Below are 20,878 nucleotides of genomic sequence, written 5' to 3' on the forward strand. Positions count from 1 at the left end.
ATATGCCCAGACTGCTGCAACGTATCGGCTGGCTACTGCTGGGCCTGGTGACGCTCGGACATGCCCGGGCGGCAGATAATTTCATCGTTGGCGTCGGCACCCATCTGCTCAACGGCAGCGGACCGCTGGCCCGCTCCGCTCAGTTGATGGGCGAGGCCGGTGTGGTCTCGGTGCGCGACGACCTGTTCTGGTCCACGGCCGAGCAACAACCGGGGCATCTGCTGATCATCCCCAACTGGCAACGCTATCTGCTGGCGCTGCGCGATCGGCAACTGGGCAACCTGTTGATCCTGGGTTACGGCAACCCCTACTACGAGAACGGCGCCAAGCCCCGCAGCCTGCTGGTCAAGGATGCCTTTGCCAACTACGTGAACTTCGTCAGCCGGCGCCTGCGCGGCCAGGTGGACTTCTACGAAGTGTGGAACGAGTGGGACCTGGAGGACCCGAGCAACGAGGCTTTGAGCAGCGACTATGCCGCGCTGGTCGTCGACACCGCCAAGCTGCTGCGGCGCAATGACCCCAACGTGCGGGTGCTGGCCGGCGCGGTCAGCAGCGAGGGCATGGACAAGGGTTTCGCCGACCGGTTGATACAGGCCGGGATCATGGAAGACCTCGACGGGCTGTCCCTGCACCCGTATGTGCACTGCCGCAAGACACTGGCCGGCAACACGCCGGAAAACTGGATGAAGTGGCTCAACGACACGGCACAGCGGCTCAATGCCCTGGCCAACCGCGAGGTGCCGCTGTACCTCACCGAGATGAGCTGGCCCAGCAGCGATGAACCTTGTGGCGTCAGCGAAACCACCCAGGCGGCGTACCTGGCCCGCAGCTTCTTTCTGGCGCGCATGCACCCCAACATTCGCGGCATGTGGTGGTACGACCTGTTCAACGACGGCCGCGATGCCAAGGAACGGGAGCATAACTTCGGTCTGCTGGACAACGACCTAAACCCCAAGCCGGCCTACCTTGCGCTCAAGGCCATTGCCCCGTACCTGACTCAATACCGCTTCGAGCGCGAACGCAGCACGGTGACCGACAGCCTGTACCAGCTGCGCTTTTCCAAGGGCGATGAGCAGGTGCTGGTGACCTGGGCCATCGGTCAGTCACGGCAGGTGAAGATCGACTCCAGCGCCTTGCTCAAGGGCGGTGTGCATGTGCTCGACACGCGCCAGGCCGGCGTCGGCATGCGCGAGGGCGAAAGCCAGTGGGACTGCGGCGAGCACTATTGCACGGCGGTGATCACCGCGTCCGAGTTCCCCAAGATCATCAGCCTGGGCAAGGCCAATTGGTTGTTCACCCGCTGACGGCTGCAGTCGCGGCCTGCTGGGCTTTTAATAAGGAAATTTCGATGATAGTCATCAATGCTCGATTTCTGACCCAGGAGCTGCGCGGGGTGCAACGGTTCGCCGAGCAGACCTGCCTGGCCCTGAAGCGTCAGCGTGATGACCTGGTGTTCGTCTGCCCCCCCGGCATCCGCATGCACGCGGCCGCCGAGCAGTTGGGCGCCCAAGTCATCGGTCGCAACGGCGGCCATCTGTGGGAACAACTGGATCTGCCGCTGTATCTGTACCGCCATGGCAAACCCTTGCTGCTGTCGTTGTGCGCCACGGCGCCGCTGTTCTACGGCAACCAGATCGCCACGCACCACGACATCACCTACATTCGCCATCCGGACAGCTACAGCTGGCAGTTCCGTGGGGCCTACCGGCTGATGACGCCGGTGCTGCTCAAGCGCCTGAAGACGCTGATCACCGTCAGCCAATTCTCCAAGCGCGAGATCAGCAGCTTCTACGGCTACCCCAAGGAAAACATTCTGGTGGTGCCCAACGCCGTGGGTGACGAATTCCAGCCTGGCGCACCGGTGGAGGCCACCCCGCGCTACCTGCTGGCGGTGTCCTCACCCAGTGCGCACAAGAACTTCAGCCGCATGATCCAGGCTTTTCTGCAACTCAGGGGCTTCGATCAGGTGGAACTGCGGATCGTCGGCGGTGGCGGCGCGATTTTCTCCGATCCGAGCCTGGAGGCGCTGGCCAACAGCGACCCGCGCGTGCACTTTCTGGGTCGGCTCAGCGATGCGCAGTTGATCGAGCAATACCAGGGCGCCGCAGCCTTCGTGTTTCCGTCGTTGTACGAGGGCTTCGGCATTCCGCCGCTGGAAGCCCAGGCCTGCGGTTGCCCGGTGCTGGCCGCCAATGCGGCCTCCATACCCGAAGTGCTGCAGTCCAGCGCGTTGTACTTCGATCCGCTGGATGTCCAGCACATCAGCCGGGCCATGGCCCTGGCCTTGAACAACCTGAACATCCGCCAGCATTTGCGGACCTTGGGTCTGCACAACGTTTCGCGGTTCAGCTGGGACGAGTCGGCCCGGCTGGTCAGTGAACGCATCGATGCAGTGCAGCAACGTCGTCCCGGCACTTCGGTGCTGCGCCACACCGCCAACGGCAAGGAGCAGTCATGACTCTCATGGGCTTGTCGCTGGCACAACAGGGGGACCGAGCAATCAAGCGGCCCCTTATTCAGTTGAGCGCAAGACTCAACGCCCGAGCGCGTGCCCGCACGCCTCTCCTCCCCGAACTGCAGGTGTCCCATGAAAATAGCGATCGTCCATGATTGGCTCGTCACCTATGCCGGTGCCGAGAAAGTTCTGGCTTCGATGCTGAAGATCTGGCCCCAGGCCGATCTGTTTTCGGTGATCGACTTTCTCAGTGACGAAGACCGCGCGCGCCTGGGCGGCAAGCGTGCCACCACCACGTTCGTCCAGCGATTGCCCTGGGCACGCACGCGCTACCAGAAATATCTGCCACTGATGCCGATGGCCATCGAGCAACTGGACCTGTCCGGTTACGACCTGATCCTGTCCAGTAGCCACGCCGTGGCCAAAGGGGTGCTCAGCGGTCCCAATCAGCTGCACATCAGCTACGTGCATTCGCCGATCCGCTATGCCTGGGACCTGCAGCATCAGTACCTGCGCGAAGCCAACCTACAGAACGGGCTCAAGGGCCGCGTGGCGCGCATGATCCTGCACTACATGCGCATGTGGGATCAGCGCACCGCGGCGGGTGTGGATGAGTTCGTGGCCAACTCGCACTTCATCGGCCGACGCATCGACAAGGCCTATCGGCGGTCGTCCACGGTGATCTATCCACCGGTGGACACCCAGGGTTTCAACCTGCAGATCGAGAAACAGGATTACTACGTCACCGCGCAGCGCATGGTGCCGTACAAGAAGGTGCCGATGATCGTCGAAGCCTTCAGCGCCATGCCCGACAAGCGCCTGATCGTGATCGGCGACGGCCCGGAGATGGAGAAGTGCAAGGCGCTGTGCGGCCCCAACGTGACCCTGCTCGGCTACCAGTCCTTCGAGGTGCTGCGTGAGCACATGCAGAACGCCCGGGGCTTCGTGTTCGCCGCCGAAGAGGATTTCGGCATCAGCCCGGTGGAGGCGCAGGCCTGCGGCACCCCGGTGATCGCCTTCGGTCGTGGCGGCACCCTGGAAACCGTACACGGCCTGGACGATCCCAGCCCCACGGGGGTGTTCTACTATCAGCAGACCGTGGCGGCACTGGTGGCGGCCATCGAAACCTTCGAGAGCCAGCCAGAGGCATTCAATCCACGGGCCTGTCGCGAGAATGCCCTGCAGTTCGCCGAGAAGCGTTTCGAGAAGGAACTGCGCCAGTTCGTCGAGACGCGCTGGAACGACGCGCGTCTGGGCGAAGCCTTCGAGCCTGCCGGGGTACTGGGCCTGGCCGAGCAAGGGCTGCTGCTGGCCACTGTGCAGAAGATCTGAACCCTCCCCAACACCCGCGAGAAGTCCGATTCTCCAAGGAAGATTTCCATGAAACGAACTGTATTCGTAGTCGCGTTGTTCGCAGTGCTGCTGCAGGGGTGCGTGTTCTCCCCCGGCCAACATATGACTCCCGAGGACGCCGCCGACGACGTCGGCGAAACCGGGCCGGTCAACGTGGTCCCCATCAACGTTCACACGGTCAGCCAGCAACAGAACCTCTACCGCCCGGAGGCGGTGCCTGCTGAACTGTATGCCTACAAGCCGGGCGACTATCGCATCGGCGCCGGCGACGGCCTCAACATCACCGTGTGGGACCACGTGGAGCTCAACTCGCCCACCAACCAGGAACCCCGCGCCCAAGGCACGCAGATCGTGCGCAACGACGGCACGGTGTACTACCCGTTCATCAACTCGATCCAGGCCGCCGGCAAAACCGTCAGCGAACTGCGCGCCGACCTGCAGAAAGCCCTGTCGCGCTACCTCACCGACACCCAGGTGGACGTCAACGTGCAGAACTATGCCAGCCAGCGGGTGGTGATGTCGGGTGCGTTCAAGAGCGCCGGACCGCAGACGTTGAACAACGTGCCGCTGTCGCTGATCGAAGCGGTCAGCCGCGCCGGGGGGGACGATGGCAGCGCCAACCTGGCGGGCCTGATCCTCAAGCGCGATGGCCGTGAGTACCTGCTGGATATCGACACCCTGAACCGCAAGGACTCCCGGCTCAACGGCATCTACCTCAAGGATGGCGACCAGTTGCATCTGGGCAACAATCGGGCGAACAAAGTGTATGTATTGGGCGAGGTGAATGCGCCCCAGGTGATGAACTATGGTACCAGCACCTTCAACCTGATGGAGGCCTTGGGCAATGCCGGTGGGGTGTCACAGGAAACCGCCAACGCCGAGGCGATCTACGTGATCCGCGGCGCCCAGGACCGGGCGCGCCAGCCGGCCACGGTGTTTTACCTGAACGCGAAGAAGCCGACGGCTTTTCTGCTGGCGCGGCAGTTCGATCTGCAAGCGGCGGACGTGGTGTTCGTAGGGCCGTCGGATATCACCCGATGGAATCGGTTCATCAGTCAACTGCTGCCATCCGCATCGGTGGTGGCAACCGGAGATGCCCTGGGCAAATAACGGAGCAAACCCATGTAGCAGCGGCGTAAGCCGCGTCCCTGCGCCCCCTCCGTCCCCTGCGCCAACTCCATCAACCTCCGTCACCCCCGCCACCTCCATCAACCCCCGTCCGCGCCAGATCCCCCTGGCGCCGCCGTCATTCAGGTCAATTGCATAACGCCTGGACGCTGCTTACGCCGCTGCTACGGATTGTGCATACCCTGCCACGGGGCAAATCCGCTACGATACTCCCCAACAGCCTCACCCGCTCAAAGGGAATTGTCATGCACCCACCGTCCACCCCCGCATCGGCAGACCTGGTTCTGGAAAACGGCCTGCACGTGCGGCTGCACCACGAACCCCGGCTCAAACACGCCGCCGCGTTCATGCGCGTGGCCGCCGGCAGCCACGACGTTCCCGCCGCCTGGCCGGGTCTGGCGCACTTTCTGGAACACCTGTTCTTCCTCGGCACCGACCGCTACAACGGCGATCAAGCCTTGATGACCTTCGTCCAGAACCACGGCGGCCAGATCAACGCCAGCACCCGCGAGCGCTGTACCGACTACTTCTTCGAACTGCCCATCCAGGCTTTTCCCGGCGCGGTGGAGCGCCTGTGCGACATGCTTGCGCACCCGCGCATGACGCAGGCCGAGCAGTTGCGCGAGCGCGAGGTGCTGCATGCCGAGTTCGTCGCCTGGTCCCGCGACCCGGAGGCGCGGCAGCTGTTGTGGTTGACCAGCGCGCTGGACACCGAGCACCCACTGCGGGCCTTCCATGCGGGCAATCGCTACAGCCTGCCGGTACCGCGGGACTCATTCCAGCAGGACCTGCGCACCTTTTATCGGCGCTTCTACCAGACCGGGCAGATGACCTTGAGCCTGGTCGGGCCGCAGCCGCTGGAGCAACTGCGTGCCATCGCCGTCAAGGCAGACGCCGCCCTGCGCCAGGGCGATACCGCCGAGCAGGCGCCGCCACCGCCGCTGTGCGGCGTCAGCGGGGACACGGTGGAGCGGCCGGACACCAGCCGGTTCAACCTGGCCTTTGCCTGCGAAAACCTGCTGCGCGGTGCCGACCAGGCCCTGGACTTCCTCGGGCTGTGGCTGGGCGCCAGTCAGAGCGGCGGCCTGCTGGCCGAGCTGCGCCGACGCGGTTTGGTGCACAGCGTGAAACTCAACCGGGTATACAGCTTCGCCGAACAGGCCTTGATCGATATCGAATTCAAGCTGACACCCAGCGGTGAGACGTCAACCGACCTGATCAGCCAACTGTGCTTCGACTGGCTGGAATACTTCCAGGCCCACGACGACTGGCAAAGCCTGCGCGATGAATACGCCTTGCTCAACGCCCGCCGCCTGCAAGTGGGTTCGGCGCTGGACCTGGCCCGCCATCACAGCGACGGGGCGCCCTGCGAACTCAGCGCACACGCTGTGCAGGCGCTTCGTGACATCCTCGAACGGCTGCGCCCGGAGCACGTGCTGCACGGCCCGGCGCGGCCCGCCACCGCCGACCTGGGGAGCAAATGGCGGATGCCACCGCGCAATCGCTTTCTGCGCCCCAGCCGACGCCCCGACCATACGGTCAGCGCACCGCCGTCCATGACGTTTGTACACGGCACCTCGCCCAACAGCTCCGAGGCGGCGGTGTACCTGCGCTGGCGACTGAACGCCTCGCGTCACCTGGGGCTGTTCCGGATTCTGGAAGACAGCCTGCGCAAACTCACCGACGAGGCCGGCCAGGCCGGCGTGACCCTGAGCTTCATCAGCCTGGGTGATGACTGGCAGCTTCGGCTCAGTGGCGTCCAGGCGCCCATGCCTGCGCTGCTCGAACATGCCCTGGAACAGCTCGCCGTGCCCGCGCCCGAGGTTTGGCACCTCAGTGGCCAGGAACCGGCCAGCACACCGCTGACGCCGATTCGCGAGCTGCTCAAGCGCTTGCCCGAGCACAGCCTGGGCTATTTCAGCAGCCGCACGTCGGACGAAGACCTGCGTCCGCTGGCCTTGCAGAAACTGTGGAACGGCGCGCAATGGGATGGCCTGGCCGTGGGCCTGGCCGAAGGCGAAAGCAATGCGCTCAACGCCGCGCTGCGCAAGATGCCCGGCAGCCCCAATGCCCAATTGAGCCAACCGGCCGCGCCACAGCCGGGCCGTAGCTGGAGTTCGGTCGCCTGCCACGGCACCAGTGAAAACGCCCTGCTGCTGTTTTGCCCGACACCCAGCCAGAGCATTGCCGACGAAGCCGCCTGGCGGCTGCTGGCCCACTTGTGCCAGGCGCCGTTCTATCAACGCCTGCGGGTGGAGCTACAGTTGGGCTACGCGGTCTTCAGCGGCCTGCGCCAGGTGGCCGGACGTACCGGCCTGGTATTTGGCGTGCAGTCACCGCAAGCGTCGTTGCCGGACATCCTGGAGCATGTCGAGTCCTTCATCGATCGGCTGCCGACGCTGCTCAACGGGGTTCGCCCGGCGACCTTCGAGAGCCAGCGCAGCGCCCTTGCCAGCCGCTACGTCGTCGGCGAGATGGAGCTGCCGGCGTTGGCGGACCTGGCCTGGCAGGCGCTGCTGGCCGGTCGCCCGGCCGACTATCTGGCCAGCCTGCATCAAGCCCTGCTGGACCTGCAGCCCGCTGACGTGCAGCGCGCCGCCCAGCAGTTGATCGAAGCCGATGGTGGCTGGCTGTGCCTGGCCAATGGCGACGCGCCAGGCCCGGCATGGGGACCGGTGAAACGATCGTTACCGAACAGGTAACGCTCTTTATTGAATTATTAACCATTCGGTACGTTCTTATTTAGTAACATAGCGACCTAACGACCTGTGAACGTCTGTCGTTCGCCATGGCCTAAAAGTACAGATCCATCAACCCGAAAGGAGTACTCCCATGTGGACCAAACCTGCTTACACTGACCTGCGTATCGGCTTCGAAGTGACCATGTACTTCGCTAGCCGCTGATTGCTTGCGGCAGTGCAACGCCCCGGTCATCCAATGTCCGGGGCGTTTTTATTTCCAGGCCATCTCACAGGTTCTTCATGCATATCCAGATTCTCGGTTCCGCTGCCGGCGGCGGCTTTCCCCAATGGAACTGCAACTGCGCCAACTGCCGCGGCCTGCGCGACGGCAGCCTGCGCGCCCAGGCGCGTACCCAATCGTCCATCGCGCTGTCCGATGACGGCGTCAATTGGGTGCTGTGCAACGCGTCTCCGGACATCCGCGCGCAATTGCAAAGCTTTGCCCCCATGCAACCCGGCCGAGCGCTGCGCGATACCGGGATCGGCGCCATCGTGCTGCTGGACAGCCAGATCGACCACACCACCGGATTGCTGAGCCTGCGCGAGGGCTGCCCGCATCAGGTGTGGTGCACCGACATGGTCTATCAAGACCTGACCACGGGCTTCCCTCTGTTCAACATGCTGACCCACTGGAATGGCGGTCTGGATCGCCAGCGCATCGAACTGGAAGGCAGCTTCGTGGTGCCCGCCTGCCCGAATCTGCGCTTTACCCCGCTGCCCCTGCGCAGCGCCGCACCGCCTTATTCGCCTCATCGGTTCGACCCTCATCCGGGCGACAACATTGGCTTGATCGTGGAAGACCTGCGTACCGGTGGCACGCTGTTCTACGCCCCGGGCCTGGGCAAGGTCGACGACGCCCTGCTCGAACGCATGGCCGCAGCCGATTGTCTATTGGTGGACGGTACCCTGTGGGATGACGACGAAATGCAGCGCCGCGGCGTGGGCACGCGCACCGGCCGGGAGATGGGCCACCTGGCGCAGAACGGGCCGGGGGGCATGCTTGAGGTGCTGGAGCGCTTGCCGCGCCAGCGCAAGGTGCTGATCCATATCAACAACACCAACCCGATCCTCGACGAAGACTCGCCCCAGCGCGCCGAATTGGCCCGCCGCAATGTGGAAGTGGCGTTCGACGGGATGAGTATCGAGTTGTAGTGGGGTGTCAGTGAGGGCCTATCGCGGGTAGAACCCGCTCCCACAGGGGATCTGCGGTACATCTTCAAGCCCAGGCTGATCCCCCCTCCCTGTGGGAGCGGGTTCTACCCGCGATGAGGCCCGCACTGCCAACACACAATCACCGGAGACCCTGCAATGCCCGATACCCCCATGACCCCGGCTGAATTCGAGCAGGCCCTGCGCGCCAAGGGTGCGTACTATCACATCTACCATCCCTACCACGTGGCGATGTACGAGGGCCGTGCCACCCGTGAGCAGATCCAGGGCTGGGTCGCCAACCGCTTCTACTACCAGGTGAACATCCCGCTCAAGGACGCCGCCATCCTGGCCAACTGCCCGGACCGGGAAATTCGCCGTGAATGGATCCAGCGCCTGCTCGACCACGACGGCGCCCCCGGCGAAGACGGTGGCATTGAAGCCTGGCTGCGCCTGGGCCAGGCCGTAGGGCTGGACCCCGATCAACTGCGCTCCCAGGAACTGGTACTGCCCGGCGTGCGCTTTGCCGTCGACGCCTACGTCAACTTCGCCCGCCGCGCCAACTGGCAGGAAGCGGCCAGCAGCTCGCTGACCGAACTGTTCGCCCCGCAGATCCACCAATCACGCCTGGACAGCTGGCCGCAGCATTACCCCTGGATCGACCCGGCCGGCTACGAGTACTTCCGCACCCGTCTGGGCCAGGCCCGCCGCGACGTGGAACACGGGCTGGCGATCACCTTGCAGCACTACACCACCGCCGACGGCCAGCAGCGTATGCTGGAGATCCTGCAGTTCAAGCTCGATATCCTGTGGAGCATGCTCGATGCCATGACCATGGCCTACGCGCTGAACCGCCCGCCCTATCACAGCGTTACCGACCAGCGTGTCTGGCATAAGGGGGTTGCCCTATGAGCTTCGACCGTACACTCACGCCCACATGGCGCCAAGGCTACCGCTTCCAATACGAGCCGGCGCAGAAAGGCCATGTCCTGCTATACCCCGAAGGCATGATCAAACTCAACGAAAGTGCCAGCGCCATCGGCGGGCTGATCGACGGTCAGCGCAACGTGGCCGCCATCATCGCCAAGCTCGACGAGCAGTTCCCCGGCGTGCCCGAGCTGGCCGCGGATATCGAGCAATTCATGGAGGTCGCCCGTGCACAGCACTGGATCGAACTTGCCCAGCCTGCCACCGACGCCTGAGGTCGGGCTGCCGCTGTGGTTGCTGGCGGAACTGACCTACCGCTGCCCCCTGCAGTGCCCCTACTGCTCCAACCCCCTGGACTTCGCCGCCCAGGGCAAGGAGCTGACCACCGAACAGTGGTTCAAGGTCATGGGCGAGGCGCGCGAGATGGGCGCTGCCCAGATCGGCTTTTCCGGCGGTGAACCCTTGGTGCGCCAGGACCTCGCGCAACTGATCGGTGAGGCGCGGCGCCTGGGGTTCTATACCAACCTGATCACTTCGGGCATCGGCCTGACCGAACAGAAGATCGCCGACTTCAAAAGCGCCGGGCTGGACCATATTCAGATCAGCTTTCAAGCCAGTGACGAACAGGTCAACAACCTGCTGGCAGGCTCGAAGAAGGCCTTTGCCCAGAAGCTGGAGATGGCCCGCGCGGTCAAGGCCCACGGCTACCCGATGGTGCTCAACTTCGTGACCCACCGGCACAACATCGACAAGATCGACCGCATCATCGAGTTGTGCATCGCTCTGGAAGCGGATTTCGTCGAGCTCGCCACCTGCCAGTTCTACGGCTGGGCCGAGCTCAACCGCGCCGGCTTGCTACCCACCCGTGAGCAACTGGTACGCGCCGAGCGCATCACCAACGAATACCGGGCCAAGCTGGAGGCGGCAGGCAGTGCCTGCAAGCTGATCTTCGTCACCCCGGACTATTACGAAGAGCGGCCCAAAGGCTGCATGAACGGCTGGGGCAGCATTTTCCTCACCGTCACCCCCGACGGCACCGCCCTGCCCTGCCACGGCGCGCGGCAGTTGCCGGTAGCGTTTCCCAACGTTCGCGAACACAGCCTGCAGCATATCTGGTATGACTCGTTCGGCTTCAACCGCTTCCGTGGCTATGCCTGGATGCCCGAACCTTGTCGCTCCTGCGACGAGAAGGAAAAGGACTTCGGCGGCTGCCGCTGTCAGGCGTTCATGCTGACCGGCGATGCCGCCAATGCCGACCCGGTGTGCAGCAAGTCACCTCACCACGGGGTCATCCTGCAGGCTCGGGAAGAAGCCGAGCATGCCACGCTCACCATTGAACAGTTGGCCTTTCGCAATGATCGAAACTCACGCCTTATCGCCAAAGCCTGACACCTTCACCGCGGCCCAGGCAGTGGCCGCCGGGACCGACTTCGCCGAGTTGCGGGTCGGGCCTGCCGGGGTGTTCTGGAACGAATTCCGCCCTCAGGATGCGGCCTGCCGACTGTGGCACCTGTTGCCCGAGGGACCGACATGCCTGACCCCGGAGGGCTTCAGCGCCCGTAGCCGAGTGTATGAGTACGGCGGCGGTTCGTTCTGCCTGGCCAACGACGAGCTGGTGTTCGTCAACGAGCACTGCCAGCAGTTGTATCGCCAGGCGGTGAACGGTGGGGTGCCGCAGCCGCTGACCCACGGCCACCTGCGTTACGGCGGCCTGGAGTACGCGGCCGGTCAGGTGCTGGCGGTCGAGCAGGATGCCAACACTCACCGCATCGTCGCCATCGACATGGCCAGCGAGCGCCGTCGAGTGCTGGCCGAGGGCGCCGACTTCTACGCCTCGCCAGTGCTCAGCCCGGATGGCACGCGCCTGGCCTGGATCGAGTGGGACCGTCCCCATCAGCCGTGGACCGAAACCCGTTTGATGTGCAGCCAGATGGGCGCCCTGCCCGACTGCGTCGCCTCGGGCATCAGTTTGCAACAACCGCGGTTCGACGAGCAGGGCCGGCTGTATTGCCTGTCCGACGCCAATGGCTTCTGGCAGCCGTGGGGCGAGCTCGGTGACCGCTGGGCGCCGTTGCCGGCCGCCCCGGCGGATCACGCTGGCGCGCCCTGGCAACTGGGCGCCTGCACCTGGCTGCCGTTGGGCGAGCAGGCGTATCTGGGCTGCTGGTTCGAGGATGGCTTCAACCGCCTGGGCGTGTGTGACGGCCAAGGTGAATGCCGCGATTACACGGGCGAGTTCAGCCGTTTTCGGGCGCTGGCGATGGACGCCGACCGGCTGTACGCCATCGCCGCATCGCCGTGCCTGCCGTCGGCGGTGGTGGCGATCGACCGCGACAGTGGGCACGTCACAACCCTGGCCGGGGGTTATTCACCACTGCCCGCCGATGAGATCAGCCTGCCCCAGCCGCTGGCCTACCCCAGTGGTGACGGTCAGGCCCATGGCTTTTTCTATCCCGCCAAGGGCACCGAACGTCAACCGCCGCTGGTGGTGTTCGTGCATGGCGGGCCCACCTCGGCCTGCTATCCGGTGTTCGATCCGCGCATCCAGTACTGGACGCAACGGGGCTTCGCGGTTGCCGATCTGAACTACCGTGGCAGCAGTAGCTATGGCCGCGACTATCGCCAGGCGCTGCACTTGCGCTGGGGCGAAGTGGATGTGGCGGACGCCTGCGCGGTGGTGGCTCATCTGGCGGCCGACGCACGCATCGACCCGCGCCGTGCGTTCATTCGCGGGGGCAGTGCCGGCGGCTACACGACCCTGTGTGCGCTGGCGTTCCACAACGTCTTCCGTGCCGGTGCCAGCCTGTACGGCGTGAGCGACCCGGTGGCCTTGGCGCGAGCGACACACAAGTTCGAGGCCGATTACCTGGACTGGCTGATTGGCGATCCGCAGCAGGATCGGCAGCGCTATGCCGACCGCACACCGCTGCTGCATGCGCGACAGATCCAGGTGCCGGTGATTTTCTTCCAGGGCGAACTGGATGCGGTGGTGGTGCCGCAGCAGACGCGCGACATGGTGTCGGCGCTGGAGGCCAATGGTGTGCAGGCCGAGGCGCATTACTATGCGAGCGAACGTCACGGCTTTCGTCTGGCGGCCAACCTGGCTCACGCGCTGGAGCATGAGTGGCGGTTTTATCTGCGGGTGATGAGTGAGGAAGAGGACCGGGGATTGGTGGATCTGGTGTGAGTCGGTGAGGGCCCTATCGCGGGTAGAACCCGCTCCCACAGAGGCGATGCACGTCGACTGTGGGAGGTCGGCTGGGGCCCTGACGTGGGCTCTGCCCGCGATGGACTTTACCCGATCAACGTTTGGCGATGATGTACACCGCATGCACGATGCCGGGAATGTAACCGCACAGCGTCAGCAGAATGTTCAGCCAGAACGCCCCACCGAAGCCGACCTGCAGGAAGACACCGACCGGCGGCAGAAGAATGGCGAAAATGATGCGAATCAGGTCCATGGTGAAGCTCCTTGAGGTTGATGGTGTACAGACCTCCAGGGCGGGTAGGCGTTCCGTGGGACGCCGGGAGGGATCGGCGGTGAATGGTCCCCTCACCCCAGCCCTCTCCCTGAGGGAGAGGGAGCTAAAAGCGGATCGCGGTGGGTCGGCTGGCGGTGATCGGCTCCCTCTCCCTCAGGGAGAGGGGGCTAAAAGCAGATCGCGGTGGGTCGGCTGGCGGTGATCGGCTCCCTCTCCCTCAGGGAGAGGGCTGGGGTGAGGGGACCATTCACCGCCGATCTTACGCCCGGCCCAACAACCCACCGAGCGCTACCAACAACCGCCCCAACGCCCCCTGATTGGCGCGCATCACTGCCAACCCCGCCTCCCCCATGCGCTTCGCCGCCACCGGCAACTCGATCAGTTCGCGCACCGCCATCGCCAATCCCTGCGCCTCGTCCACTTCCTTCAAAGCCCCCGCCTGGCGCAACATCGCCGCGATTTCGAGGAAATTGAACAGATGCGGCCCACTGATCACCGGCTTCGCCAAGGCCGCCGGTTCCAGCAGGTTATGCCCGCCGTTGCTCACCAGACTCCCCCCCACGAACGCGATGTCTGCCAAGGCATACATGAACAGCAACTCGCCCATGGTGTCGCCCAGCAGCACTTGAGTAGCGGGGTTCACCGCCAGCCCCGAAGAACGCCGTACGGTGTCGAACCCCCGCTCCACGCACAGCCCATGCACCGCATCGAAACGCTCCTGATGCCGGGGCACCAGAATCAGCAAGGCATCGGCGTGACTGTCCAGTAACTGCCGATGGGCCGCCAGTACCACGGCGTCCTCGCCTTCATGGGTACTGGCGGCGATCCACACAGGGCGGCCATCCGCCTGCCATTGCTCGCGCAGCTGTTGCGCGCTTACCGGCAAGGCCGGGTCGATGCTCAGGTCGAACTTGATCGAGCCGGTGACCTGCACGCACTCCGGCCGCGCGCCCAGATCACGGAAGCGCTGCGCCTCCGCCTCGGTCTGCACCGCCAGCAGGCTCATCTCGGCCAGCATCGGCGCGGTGAGCCTGGCGAAACGGGCATAACCGCGTGCCGAGCGCTGCGACAAACGTCCATTGGCCAGCGCCACCGGGATGTTACGCCGCACGCACTGGTGAATATGATTGGGCCACAGTTCGGTTTCCATGATCACCGCCAGTCGCGGTTGCACATGGTCCAGAAAGCGTCCGGCCGCCCAGGGCAGATCGTAGGGCAGATAGCAATGCTGTATGCGCGGCTCGTTGGCAAACAGCGCCTGGATACGCTCCGAACCCGTTGGGGTCATGCAGGTCACGGTGATCGGCAGACCGGGGTGTTCGGCCAGCAACTGGCGAATCATCGGCGCGGCGGCGATGCTTTCGCCCACCGATACCGCATGCACCCAGATGCCACCCCTGGACATCGGCGCCAGGCCCAGGGCGAAACGTTCGCCAATGCGCCTGGCGTAGGCCGGAGCCTTGCGCGATCGCAGCCACAGACGCACCGCCAGCCACGGCAGCCCCAGGTGAAACAGCAAGGTATAGAGGGTTCTGTTCATGGAGGCGAAGTGTACTCAGGTCAAACGGCTTAACCAATGGCCCGCAGGTGGCGGGCGAAGCTTTGCGCCAGCGAGCGGCCTGCCGGACCTGGCGGCTCGTCGCGACGCCAGACCAGTTCGACCATCAACGCCGGCGGCACCCACTCGCTGCGCAGTTCCACCATCTGAGCGTGGTACGCCGGGTACTGCACCACGTGGCGCGGCAACCAGGCCCAGCCCAGACCGCGCATCAGCAGTTCGGCCATGACGTAGAAGCTGTCGGCGCGCCAGATCAGCGGGCTGATCGGTTCGCCGCCGGGGTAGCTGCTGCTCTGCAGGGCAATCGACAGCTGCCGGTGGCGGGCCAACTGTTGGCGGCTGACGTCGAGGAGACGGGCCAGGGGATGATTGACGGCACACACCGTGACCATCTCGACGCTGCCCAGGGCCTGGCGCTCGAGTTCGGCCGGCATGTGCTCGTGGTGGAACAGCAGGCCCAGGTCGGCCTGGCGCTGCACCAGCTTGCGCGCGACATCGCCTTGGGCACCGCTGGCCAGTTGTACTTCCAGGTTCGGGTAGGCGCTGGCCAGGGTTTCCAGGCTGTCGAGCACGGGTTGGTAGGGCATGGCTTCGTCATGGGCGACCCGCAGGCGCGCTTCCTGGCCGCGTTGCAGGGCCTGGGCGCGGCCGTCCAGGCGCTCGCAGTGACGGAGCAGTTCGCGGGCCTCTTCGAGCAGCGCTGCGCCGCCTTCGGTCAGGCGGGGCTGACGTCCGCTGCTGCGTTCGAACAAGACCACGCCCAGGTCGGTTTCCAACAGGGCAATGGCGTTGCTGACTGCCGACTGAGCCCGGTGCAGGTCGCGGGCGACGGCGGAGAAGGAGCGCTGTTCGGCGACTTTGACGAACAGGCGGATGTGTTCAAGGTTCCAGTGCATCAGGGGGTTCTCGGGTGTGCTGGCGGGCCTCTTCGCGGCTTGACGCCGCTCCTACAGAGGGGGATTTGTGGTGGCGCAAGCACCTGGGTCTGGCTCGGTCCCCTGTGGGAGCGGGCTCTGCCCGCGATGGGGCCCGCATGAGCGCCTCCAACCTATCTGGTTTGAAGATAGGTAATGACTTTACCCCATTTCTGTTTCCCCTAGAATGACTGCCATCGAACAGGAGCCTGATCATGAATGCCTACGCTTTTCTCGCCATTGCCATTTGCGCCGAGGTCATTGCTACCGTCTCCATGAAGGCGGTCAAAGGGCTGAGCACCCCATTGCCGCTGTTGCTGGTAGTGGTCGGCTACGCCATTGCCTTCTGGATGCTGACTCTGGTGGTGCGCACGGTACCGGTGGGGATCGCCTATGCGGTGTGGGCCGGGATGGGCATCGTCATGGTCAGCATCGCCGCGCTGTTCATCTATGGCCAGAAGCTCGACCTGCCGGCCATGCTTGGCATGGCGTTGATCGTGCTGGGCGTGGTGGTGATCCAGCTGTTCTCGAAAACCGCGGGGCACTGAGGCTGTATACTGCGCACCTGTCTTTGCCGTGAGGTCTGCAAATGCCGTCTGAAATATCCACTGATATCGTCATCGTCGGCGCCGGTGTCGCCGGGCTGTGGCTCAACGCCCGGCTGCGGCGCCTGGGGTATTCGACGGTGCTGGTGGAAAACGCCACCCTGGGCGGCGGCCAGACCTTGAAGTCCCAGGGGATCATTCACGGCGGTGCCAAATACGCCCTGCACGGCGCCCTGACCGGCGCCTCCGAAGCCATCGCCGACATGCCGCGACGCTGGCGTGAAGCGCTGGCCGGCAGCGGCGAGCTGGACCTGTCCGGGGTGCGCCTGCTGTCCGAGGCGCACTACCTGTGGTCGCCCGGCACCCTGGCCGGCAATCTCACCAGTTTCTTCGCCAGCAAGGCCGTGCGCGGGCGGGTCGATCAGGTCAAGGGCGAACAACTGCCCCCGGCGCTGCAGGACCGCGGGTTCAAGGGCAAGGTCTATCGCCTGGCCGAACTGGTGGTCGACACCCCAAGCCTGGTCAAGCGACTGGCCGAACTGGGCGGCGACGGCCTGTTGGCCGGGCAACGCATCGAACCGCTGCGCGAGCATGGCGAACTGGCCGGCCTGATCGTCGACGGCCTGAGCATTCGCGCCCAGCGCGTGGTGCTCAGTGCCGGTGAAGGTACCGAGCACCTGCTGCGCGACCTGGGTATCGAACAGCCGGCCATGCAGCGCCGCGCGCTGCACATGGTCATTGCCAAGGGCCCGAACCTCAAACCCCTGTACGCCCATTGCCTGGGGGGCGGGCCGAAGCCGCGCATCACCGTGACCACCCACCCGGCCGCCGACGGCCAGTGGGTGTGGTACCTGGGCGGTGACATTGCCGAGGCCGATGGCGTGGCCCGCGAACCGGCGGCGCAGATTGCCGCCGCGCAGAAGGAAATCGGCCACCTGCTGCCCTGGGTCGACCAGCGCCAGATCCGCTGGGCCACCTTGCGGGTCAACCGCGCCGAGCCCGCGCAGTCTGGCCTGGTACGTCCGGACAACGCCTTCCTCGCCGACCAGCCTGGCCTGCTGGTGGGCTGGCCGACCAAGCTGGCACTGGCGCCGGATTTTGCCGACCGGGTGATCGCCACCCTGGAACGCGACGGCATCCAACCCCGCGCGACCGACACCCTGCCTGAACTGCCACGGCCAGCGCTGGCCACACCTGTATGGGACCAACTGCTGCCATGACCCTGCCAACCCTGCACGACCTGCATCGCCCCTTGGGCAGTACCGGCCTGATGGTTTCCCCGCTGGGGCTGGGCACGGTGAAACTGGGCCGCGACCAGGGCGTGAAATACCCCAGCGGCTTTACCATTCCCGACGATCAGATCGCGCGGATGCTGCTGAATCAGGCCCGTCAGCTGGGTATCAATCTGATCGATACCGCGCCGGCCTATGGCACCAGTGAAGAACGCCTCGGGCCCCTGCTGCGGGGTCAACGCCAGGACTGGGTGATCGTGAGCAAGGTGGGTGAAGAATTCGAGGCCGGGCAATCGCGCTTCGACTTCAGTGCCGCGCACACCCGCTTCTCTGTGGAACGCAGCTTGAAACGCCTGGAAACAGACTTCATCGACCTGGTGCTGGTGCATTCTGACGGCAACGACCTGCACATTCTCGAGCACACCGACGTCTACCAGACCCTCGCCGAACTCAAGGCCGAGGGCAAGATTCGCGGCTTTGGTTTTTCCGGCAAAACTGTGGCCGGCGGCCTCAAGGCGCTGCAAACCGGGGACTGCGCCATGGTTACCTACAACCTCAACGAGCAGGCCGAGCGTGAGGTGCTGGACTACGCCGCACAGCACGGCAAAGGCGTGCTGGTGAAAAAGGCCCTGGCCAGCGGCCACGCCTGCCTGGCCCCGGGGGTCGATCCGGTGCGCGCCAGCTTCCAATTGCTGTTTGACCACCCCGGTGTGGCCAGTGCTATTGTCGGAACGATAAACCCGCTGCACCTGTCCCACAACGTAGCGACAGCCGCCGCCGTGATACTCAGGAACTGACGCCGCGGACGCGGCCGACCCCGACGCAAGAAGGAGCCGAAATGCCGCGTACGTTGACAACAAAAAACCCCAGCAACTTCAAAACCCTGCCGCTGTTCGTCGAAGCCACGCCCGAAGCCTTGAGCTACGAGAGCGTGGGCATGCCCCTGAATTTCGTCCAGACCCTGGAGCGTCGCCGCCAGATCGAGGTGCCCGACAGCGAGCGCTTCTCCGTGGAGCTGGCCAACCTCGGCGTTTCGGTTCGCCTGACGCTCAACTGGCAAGGCCGCGACTACTGGGTGCTGGTGCGCCAGCGCCGCGAGGATCGCGGCGACGTGGTGCTCAAGCTGATCTCCGGTTACGTGCCGGCCCACGAGGTCAACCTGCCCTTGCACACTGCCATCCAGGAAGTGGCCGAGGAATGCCTGCTGGAGACCCCCGAAGGCTGGCTGGGCGGACGCTTCAACGACACCTGGCTGCCGGCACCCTACGCCAGCGCCCTGCATTACCGTGAGGCCCTGCCCTTTCGCCTGACCACTCGCTCCGGCGCGGCCCGCCCGGTGCGTTGCGGCAGCCTGAACCTGATCGAGCGACCACGGGCGTACGTGCATCTGCCCACCGCCTCACTGCAGCTGATCTACGACCTGCGCCTGGAAGTGCCGGCGCAGGCCAAAGGCTTGAGCCTGTTCCATGTGGATGAGCGGCTGGCAAAAGGCCAGTTGGTAGCGCGCCTGAGTCGCAGCAAGCCTGACCTGTATCTGATTCCGCTGAACGATGGCCAGCCCTGCGCCGAGCTGTACACCCTGAAAAAGGACAAGCTGCACCCAGCCAGTACCCGGGGGATATTTCTGGCCGAGAGCTTCGCGCCGCAAGAGGGCTGGCTGGTGCGCGAGGAGCGGGTGCGCTGGCGGGACTGGGTGGCCGAGAAGGGCCTGGCGGTGCCGAAGAAGCCCAGGACCGGACTGCAGAAATTCAAGGTCAAGGCGCGGGTGCTGGTGCGGATGGTGCGTGGCGGTTTGCACAAGTAGCCTGCGTGCATCCGCCCGCCTTACAGGCCCCTCTGCCTGAGGGAGGGGCTGGGCAGCACGCCTTGCCCCCCGTTATTCACCGACTGCGGATCTTCTCCACGATCGCCGTAGTCGAGCTGTTCTCCACCAACCCCAGTACCTTCACCGTCCCGCCATAGGCGGACACAATATCGGCGCCTACCACCTGCTCCACCGAATAATCGCCACCCTTGACAAGCACGTCGGGCCGGACGTGGGTCAGCAGGTTCTCGGGCGTCCCTTCGGGAAAGCTGATCACCCAGTCCACTGCGCCCAAGCCTGCCAATACCGCCATGCGCCGATCAACGCTGTTGATCGGGCGGCCTGGGCCCTTGAGGCGGCTGACCGAGGCGTCGTCGTTGACCGCCACGATCAGCCGGTCGCCCTGAGCGCGCGCCTGTTCCAGGTAGGTCACGTGGCCGGCGTGCAGGATGTCGAAGCAGCCGTTGGTGAAGACGATACGTTCGTTGTGGGCGCGGGCGTCGTCGATGGCCAGCAGCAGCTGGTCAAGGCTGAGCACGCCGCGTTCCGAACCTTCTTCACGCTGAATGGCACGGCGCAATTCAGGGGCGCTGATGGCGGCCGTACCCAGCTTGCCGACGACGATACCGGCGGCCAGGTTGGCCAGGGCAACGGCGTGAGGCAGTTCCTCACCGGCGGCGATGGCCGCCGCCAGGGTGGAAATCACCGTATCGCCGGCGCCGGTGACGTCGAACACTTCACGTGCACGGGCCGGCAGGTGCAGGGCCGGGTGGCCCGGCCGCAGCAAGGTCATGCCGTGCTCGCCACGGGTCACCAACAGCGCGCCCAGCTCCAGTTCGGTCATCAGCTGTGCGCCTTTGGCGACCAGATCCGCTTCATCGCTGCAGCCACCGACGATGGCCTCGAACTCGCTGAGGTTGGGGGTGATCAGGCTGGCGCCGCGATAGATGGAAAAGTCCTTGCCCTTGGGGTCGGCCAGCACCGGGATGTTTTTTGCCCGGGCCGCCTGGATCAGGCTCTGGTGATTCTTCAGCGCGCCTTTGCCGTAGTCCGACAGCACCAGCACCTTGACGCCTTCGAGCAGCGCGTCGACTTCGGTGCCCAGCGCCAGCGGGTCGGTGGCGAAGGGTTCTTCGAAATCGATGCGCAGCAGTTGCTGATGACGGCTCATGACCCGCAGCTTGACGATGGTCGGCTGGTGGGCGATGCGCTGGAAGATCGCTTTCACGCCGGCGGCCTTGAGGCTGTTGGCCAGGCTTTCAGCGGCCTCGTCTTCACCGGTCACGCCCACCAGCGAAGCCGGTGCGCCCAGGGCGGCAATGTTCAACGCCACGTTGGCGGCACCGCCGGGACGATCCTCGATCTGCTCGACCTTGACCACGGGCACGGGCGCTTCGGGCGAAATACGCGAAGTACCGCCATGCCAGTAACGGTCGAGCATGACGTCGCCGACCACCAGGACAGGGGCCGATTCGAATCGCGGCATGGATAACTTCATGGGGCAACCCGCATACAGAATGAACAGGGCGGCGATATTAACACGCAGGGACATTTTGCGGTGTCAGGCCTGCCGCCATCGCGGGCAGAGCC

19 protein-coding genes are annotated in these 20,878 nt (G+C 64.9%); 15 read left to right on the forward strand and 4 right to left on the reverse strand.

What is annotated here, in order from left to right; genetic code table 11:
• The first annotated feature begins 2 nt into the window (after window positions 1-2).
• The 11 genes from B3397_RS08200 to B3397_RS08250 all read left to right on the forward strand — a co-directional run bounded on the left by B3397_RS08200 (window position 3) and on the right by B3397_RS08250 (window position 12,940).
• Window positions 3-1,304, forward strand: coding sequence for a hypothetical protein (locus B3397_RS08200; RefSeq protein ID WP_296248911.1), 1,302 nt, complete (start codon window positions 3-5; stop codon window positions 1,302-1,304).
• A gap of 44 nt (window positions 1,305-1,348) precedes the next feature.
• Window positions 1,349-2,458: a glycosyltransferase family 4 protein gene (locus B3397_RS08205; RefSeq protein ID WP_296248913.1), complete on the forward strand. Its 1,110-nt coding sequence runs from the start codon at window positions 1,349-1,351 to the stop codon at window positions 2,456-2,458.
• 129 nt (window positions 2,459-2,587) lie between these two features.
• The gene (locus B3397_RS08210; protein WP_296248915.1) at window positions 2,588-3,787 is read left to right on the forward strand and encodes a glycosyltransferase family 4 protein; all 1,200 of its coding nucleotides are present in this window, start codon (window positions 2,588-2,590) and stop codon (window positions 3,785-3,787) included.
• 48 nt (window positions 3,788-3,835) lie between these two features.
• Window positions 3,836-4,918, forward strand: a complete 1,083-nt coding sequence (locus B3397_RS08215; protein WP_296248916.1) for a polysaccharide biosynthesis/export family protein — start codon at window positions 3,836-3,838, stop codon at window positions 4,916-4,918.
• A 263-nt stretch (window positions 4,919-5,181) separates the two neighbouring features.
• Window positions 5,182-7,638, forward strand: a complete 2,457-nt coding sequence (gene pqqF / locus B3397_RS08220) for a pyrroloquinoline quinone biosynthesis protein PqqF (protein ID WP_296248918.1) — start codon at window positions 5,182-5,184, stop codon at window positions 7,636-7,638.
• Window positions 7,639-7,768: 130 nt separating this feature from the next.
• The gene (gene pqqA / locus B3397_RS08225; protein ID WP_008365141.1) at window positions 7,769-7,840 is read left to right on the forward strand and encodes a pyrroloquinoline quinone precursor peptide PqqA; all 72 of its coding nucleotides are present in this window, start codon (window positions 7,769-7,771) and stop codon (window positions 7,838-7,840) included.
• Between the two features lie 77 nt (window positions 7,841-7,917).
• Complete coding sequence (gene pqqB, locus B3397_RS08230) at window positions 7,918-8,829, forward strand: pyrroloquinoline quinone biosynthesis protein PqqB (protein ID WP_296248919.1); 912 nt, start codon at window positions 7,918-7,920, stop codon at window positions 8,827-8,829.
• Window positions 8,830-8,985: 156 nt separating this feature from the next.
• A complete protein-coding gene (pqqC, locus tag B3397_RS08235) occupies window positions 8,986-9,738 on the forward strand; it encodes a pyrroloquinoline-quinone synthase PqqC (protein ID WP_296248921.1) in 753 nt (250 codons plus the stop codon).
• Window positions 9,735-10,028: a pyrroloquinoline quinone biosynthesis peptide chaperone PqqD gene (pqqD, locus tag B3397_RS08240; protein ID WP_296248922.1), complete on the forward strand. Its 294-nt coding sequence runs from the start codon at window positions 9,735-9,737 to the stop codon at window positions 10,026-10,028. The genes pqqC and pqqD overlap by 4 nt, the downstream gene beginning before the upstream one ends.
• Entirely contained in the window at window positions 9,982-11,142 is a 1,161-nt protein-coding gene (pqqE, locus tag B3397_RS08245) for a pyrroloquinoline quinone biosynthesis protein PqqE (RefSeq protein ID WP_296248924.1), read from the forward strand. The genes pqqD and pqqE overlap by 47 nt, the downstream gene beginning before the upstream one ends.
• Window positions 11,108-12,940 (forward strand): S9 family peptidase, encoded by a 1,833-nt coding sequence (locus tag B3397_RS08250; protein WP_296248925.1) that lies wholly within the window; start codon window positions 11,108-11,110, stop codon window positions 12,938-12,940. The genes pqqE and B3397_RS08250 overlap by 35 nt, the downstream gene beginning before the upstream one ends.
• 115 nt (window positions 12,941-13,055) lie before the next feature.
• On the opposite strand, the gene B3397_RS08255 is transcribed toward B3397_RS08250, so the two are convergent.
• From B3397_RS08255 to B3397_RS08265, 3 genes are all read right to left on the reverse strand, one after another.
• Window positions 13,056-13,214, reverse strand: coding sequence for a YqaE/Pmp3 family membrane protein (locus tag B3397_RS08255; protein ID WP_296248927.1), 159 nt, complete (start codon window positions 13,212-13,214; stop codon window positions 13,056-13,058).
• Between the two features lie 280 nt (window positions 13,215-13,494).
• Window positions 13,495-14,775 carry a lipid IV(A) 3-deoxy-D-manno-octulosonic acid transferase gene (gene waaA / locus B3397_RS08260; RefSeq protein WP_296248928.1) on the reverse strand — a complete coding sequence of 427 codons (1,281 nt, stop codon included), beginning with the start codon at window positions 14,773-14,775 and terminating at the stop codon, window positions 13,495-13,497.
• Window positions 14,776-14,804: 29 nt separating this feature from the next.
• Window positions 14,805-15,689, reverse strand: coding sequence for a LysR family transcriptional regulator (locus B3397_RS08265; RefSeq protein ID WP_296248930.1), 885 nt, complete (start codon window positions 15,687-15,689; stop codon window positions 14,805-14,807).
• 233 nt (window positions 15,690-15,922) lie between these two features.
• Here B3397_RS08265 and B3397_RS08270 point away from each other — a divergent pair, with 233 nt between their 5' ends.
• Genes B3397_RS08270 through B3397_RS08285 form a run of 4 tightly spaced genes read left to right on the forward strand, consistent with a single transcriptional unit; the run spans window position 15,923 to window position 19,288 of the window.
• Window positions 15,923-16,255, forward strand: a complete 333-nt coding sequence (locus B3397_RS08270) for a DMT family transporter (RefSeq protein WP_296248932.1) — start codon at window positions 15,923-15,925, stop codon at window positions 16,253-16,255.
• 41 nt (window positions 16,256-16,296) lie between these two features.
• Window positions 16,297-17,472, forward strand: coding sequence for an NAD(P)/FAD-dependent oxidoreductase (locus B3397_RS08275; protein ID WP_296248934.1), 1,176 nt, complete (start codon window positions 16,297-16,299; stop codon window positions 17,470-17,472).
• Complete coding sequence (locus tag B3397_RS08280; RefSeq protein WP_296248936.1) at window positions 17,469-18,281, forward strand: aldo/keto reductase; 813 nt, start codon at window positions 17,469-17,471, stop codon at window positions 18,279-18,281. Before B3397_RS08275 ends, B3397_RS08280 begins: the two co-directional genes overlap by 4 nt.
• Before the next feature lie 41 nt (window positions 18,282-18,322).
• The gene (locus B3397_RS08285; protein ID WP_296248937.1) at window positions 18,323-19,288 is read left to right on the forward strand and encodes a metal ABC transporter ATPase; all 966 of its coding nucleotides are present in this window, start codon (window positions 18,323-18,325) and stop codon (window positions 19,286-19,288) included.
• Window positions 19,289-19,364: 76 nt separating this feature from the next.
• Here the strand turns inward: B3397_RS08285 and hldE are convergent, their stop codons facing one another.
• Window positions 19,365-20,786, reverse strand: a complete 1,422-nt coding sequence (gene hldE / locus B3397_RS08290; RefSeq protein WP_296248958.1) for a bifunctional D-glycero-beta-D-manno-heptose-7-phosphate kinase/D-glycero-beta-D-manno-heptose 1-phosphate adenylyltransferase HldE — start codon at window positions 20,784-20,786, stop codon at window positions 19,365-19,367.
• Window positions 20,787-20,878 lie beyond the last annotated feature (92 nt).

The sequence above is a fragment of the Pseudomonas sp. UBA4194 genome (assembly GCF_002379585.1).
In the GTDB taxonomy this organism is placed as follows: domain Bacteria; phylum Pseudomonadota; class Gammaproteobacteria; order Pseudomonadales; family Pseudomonadaceae; genus Aquipseudomonas.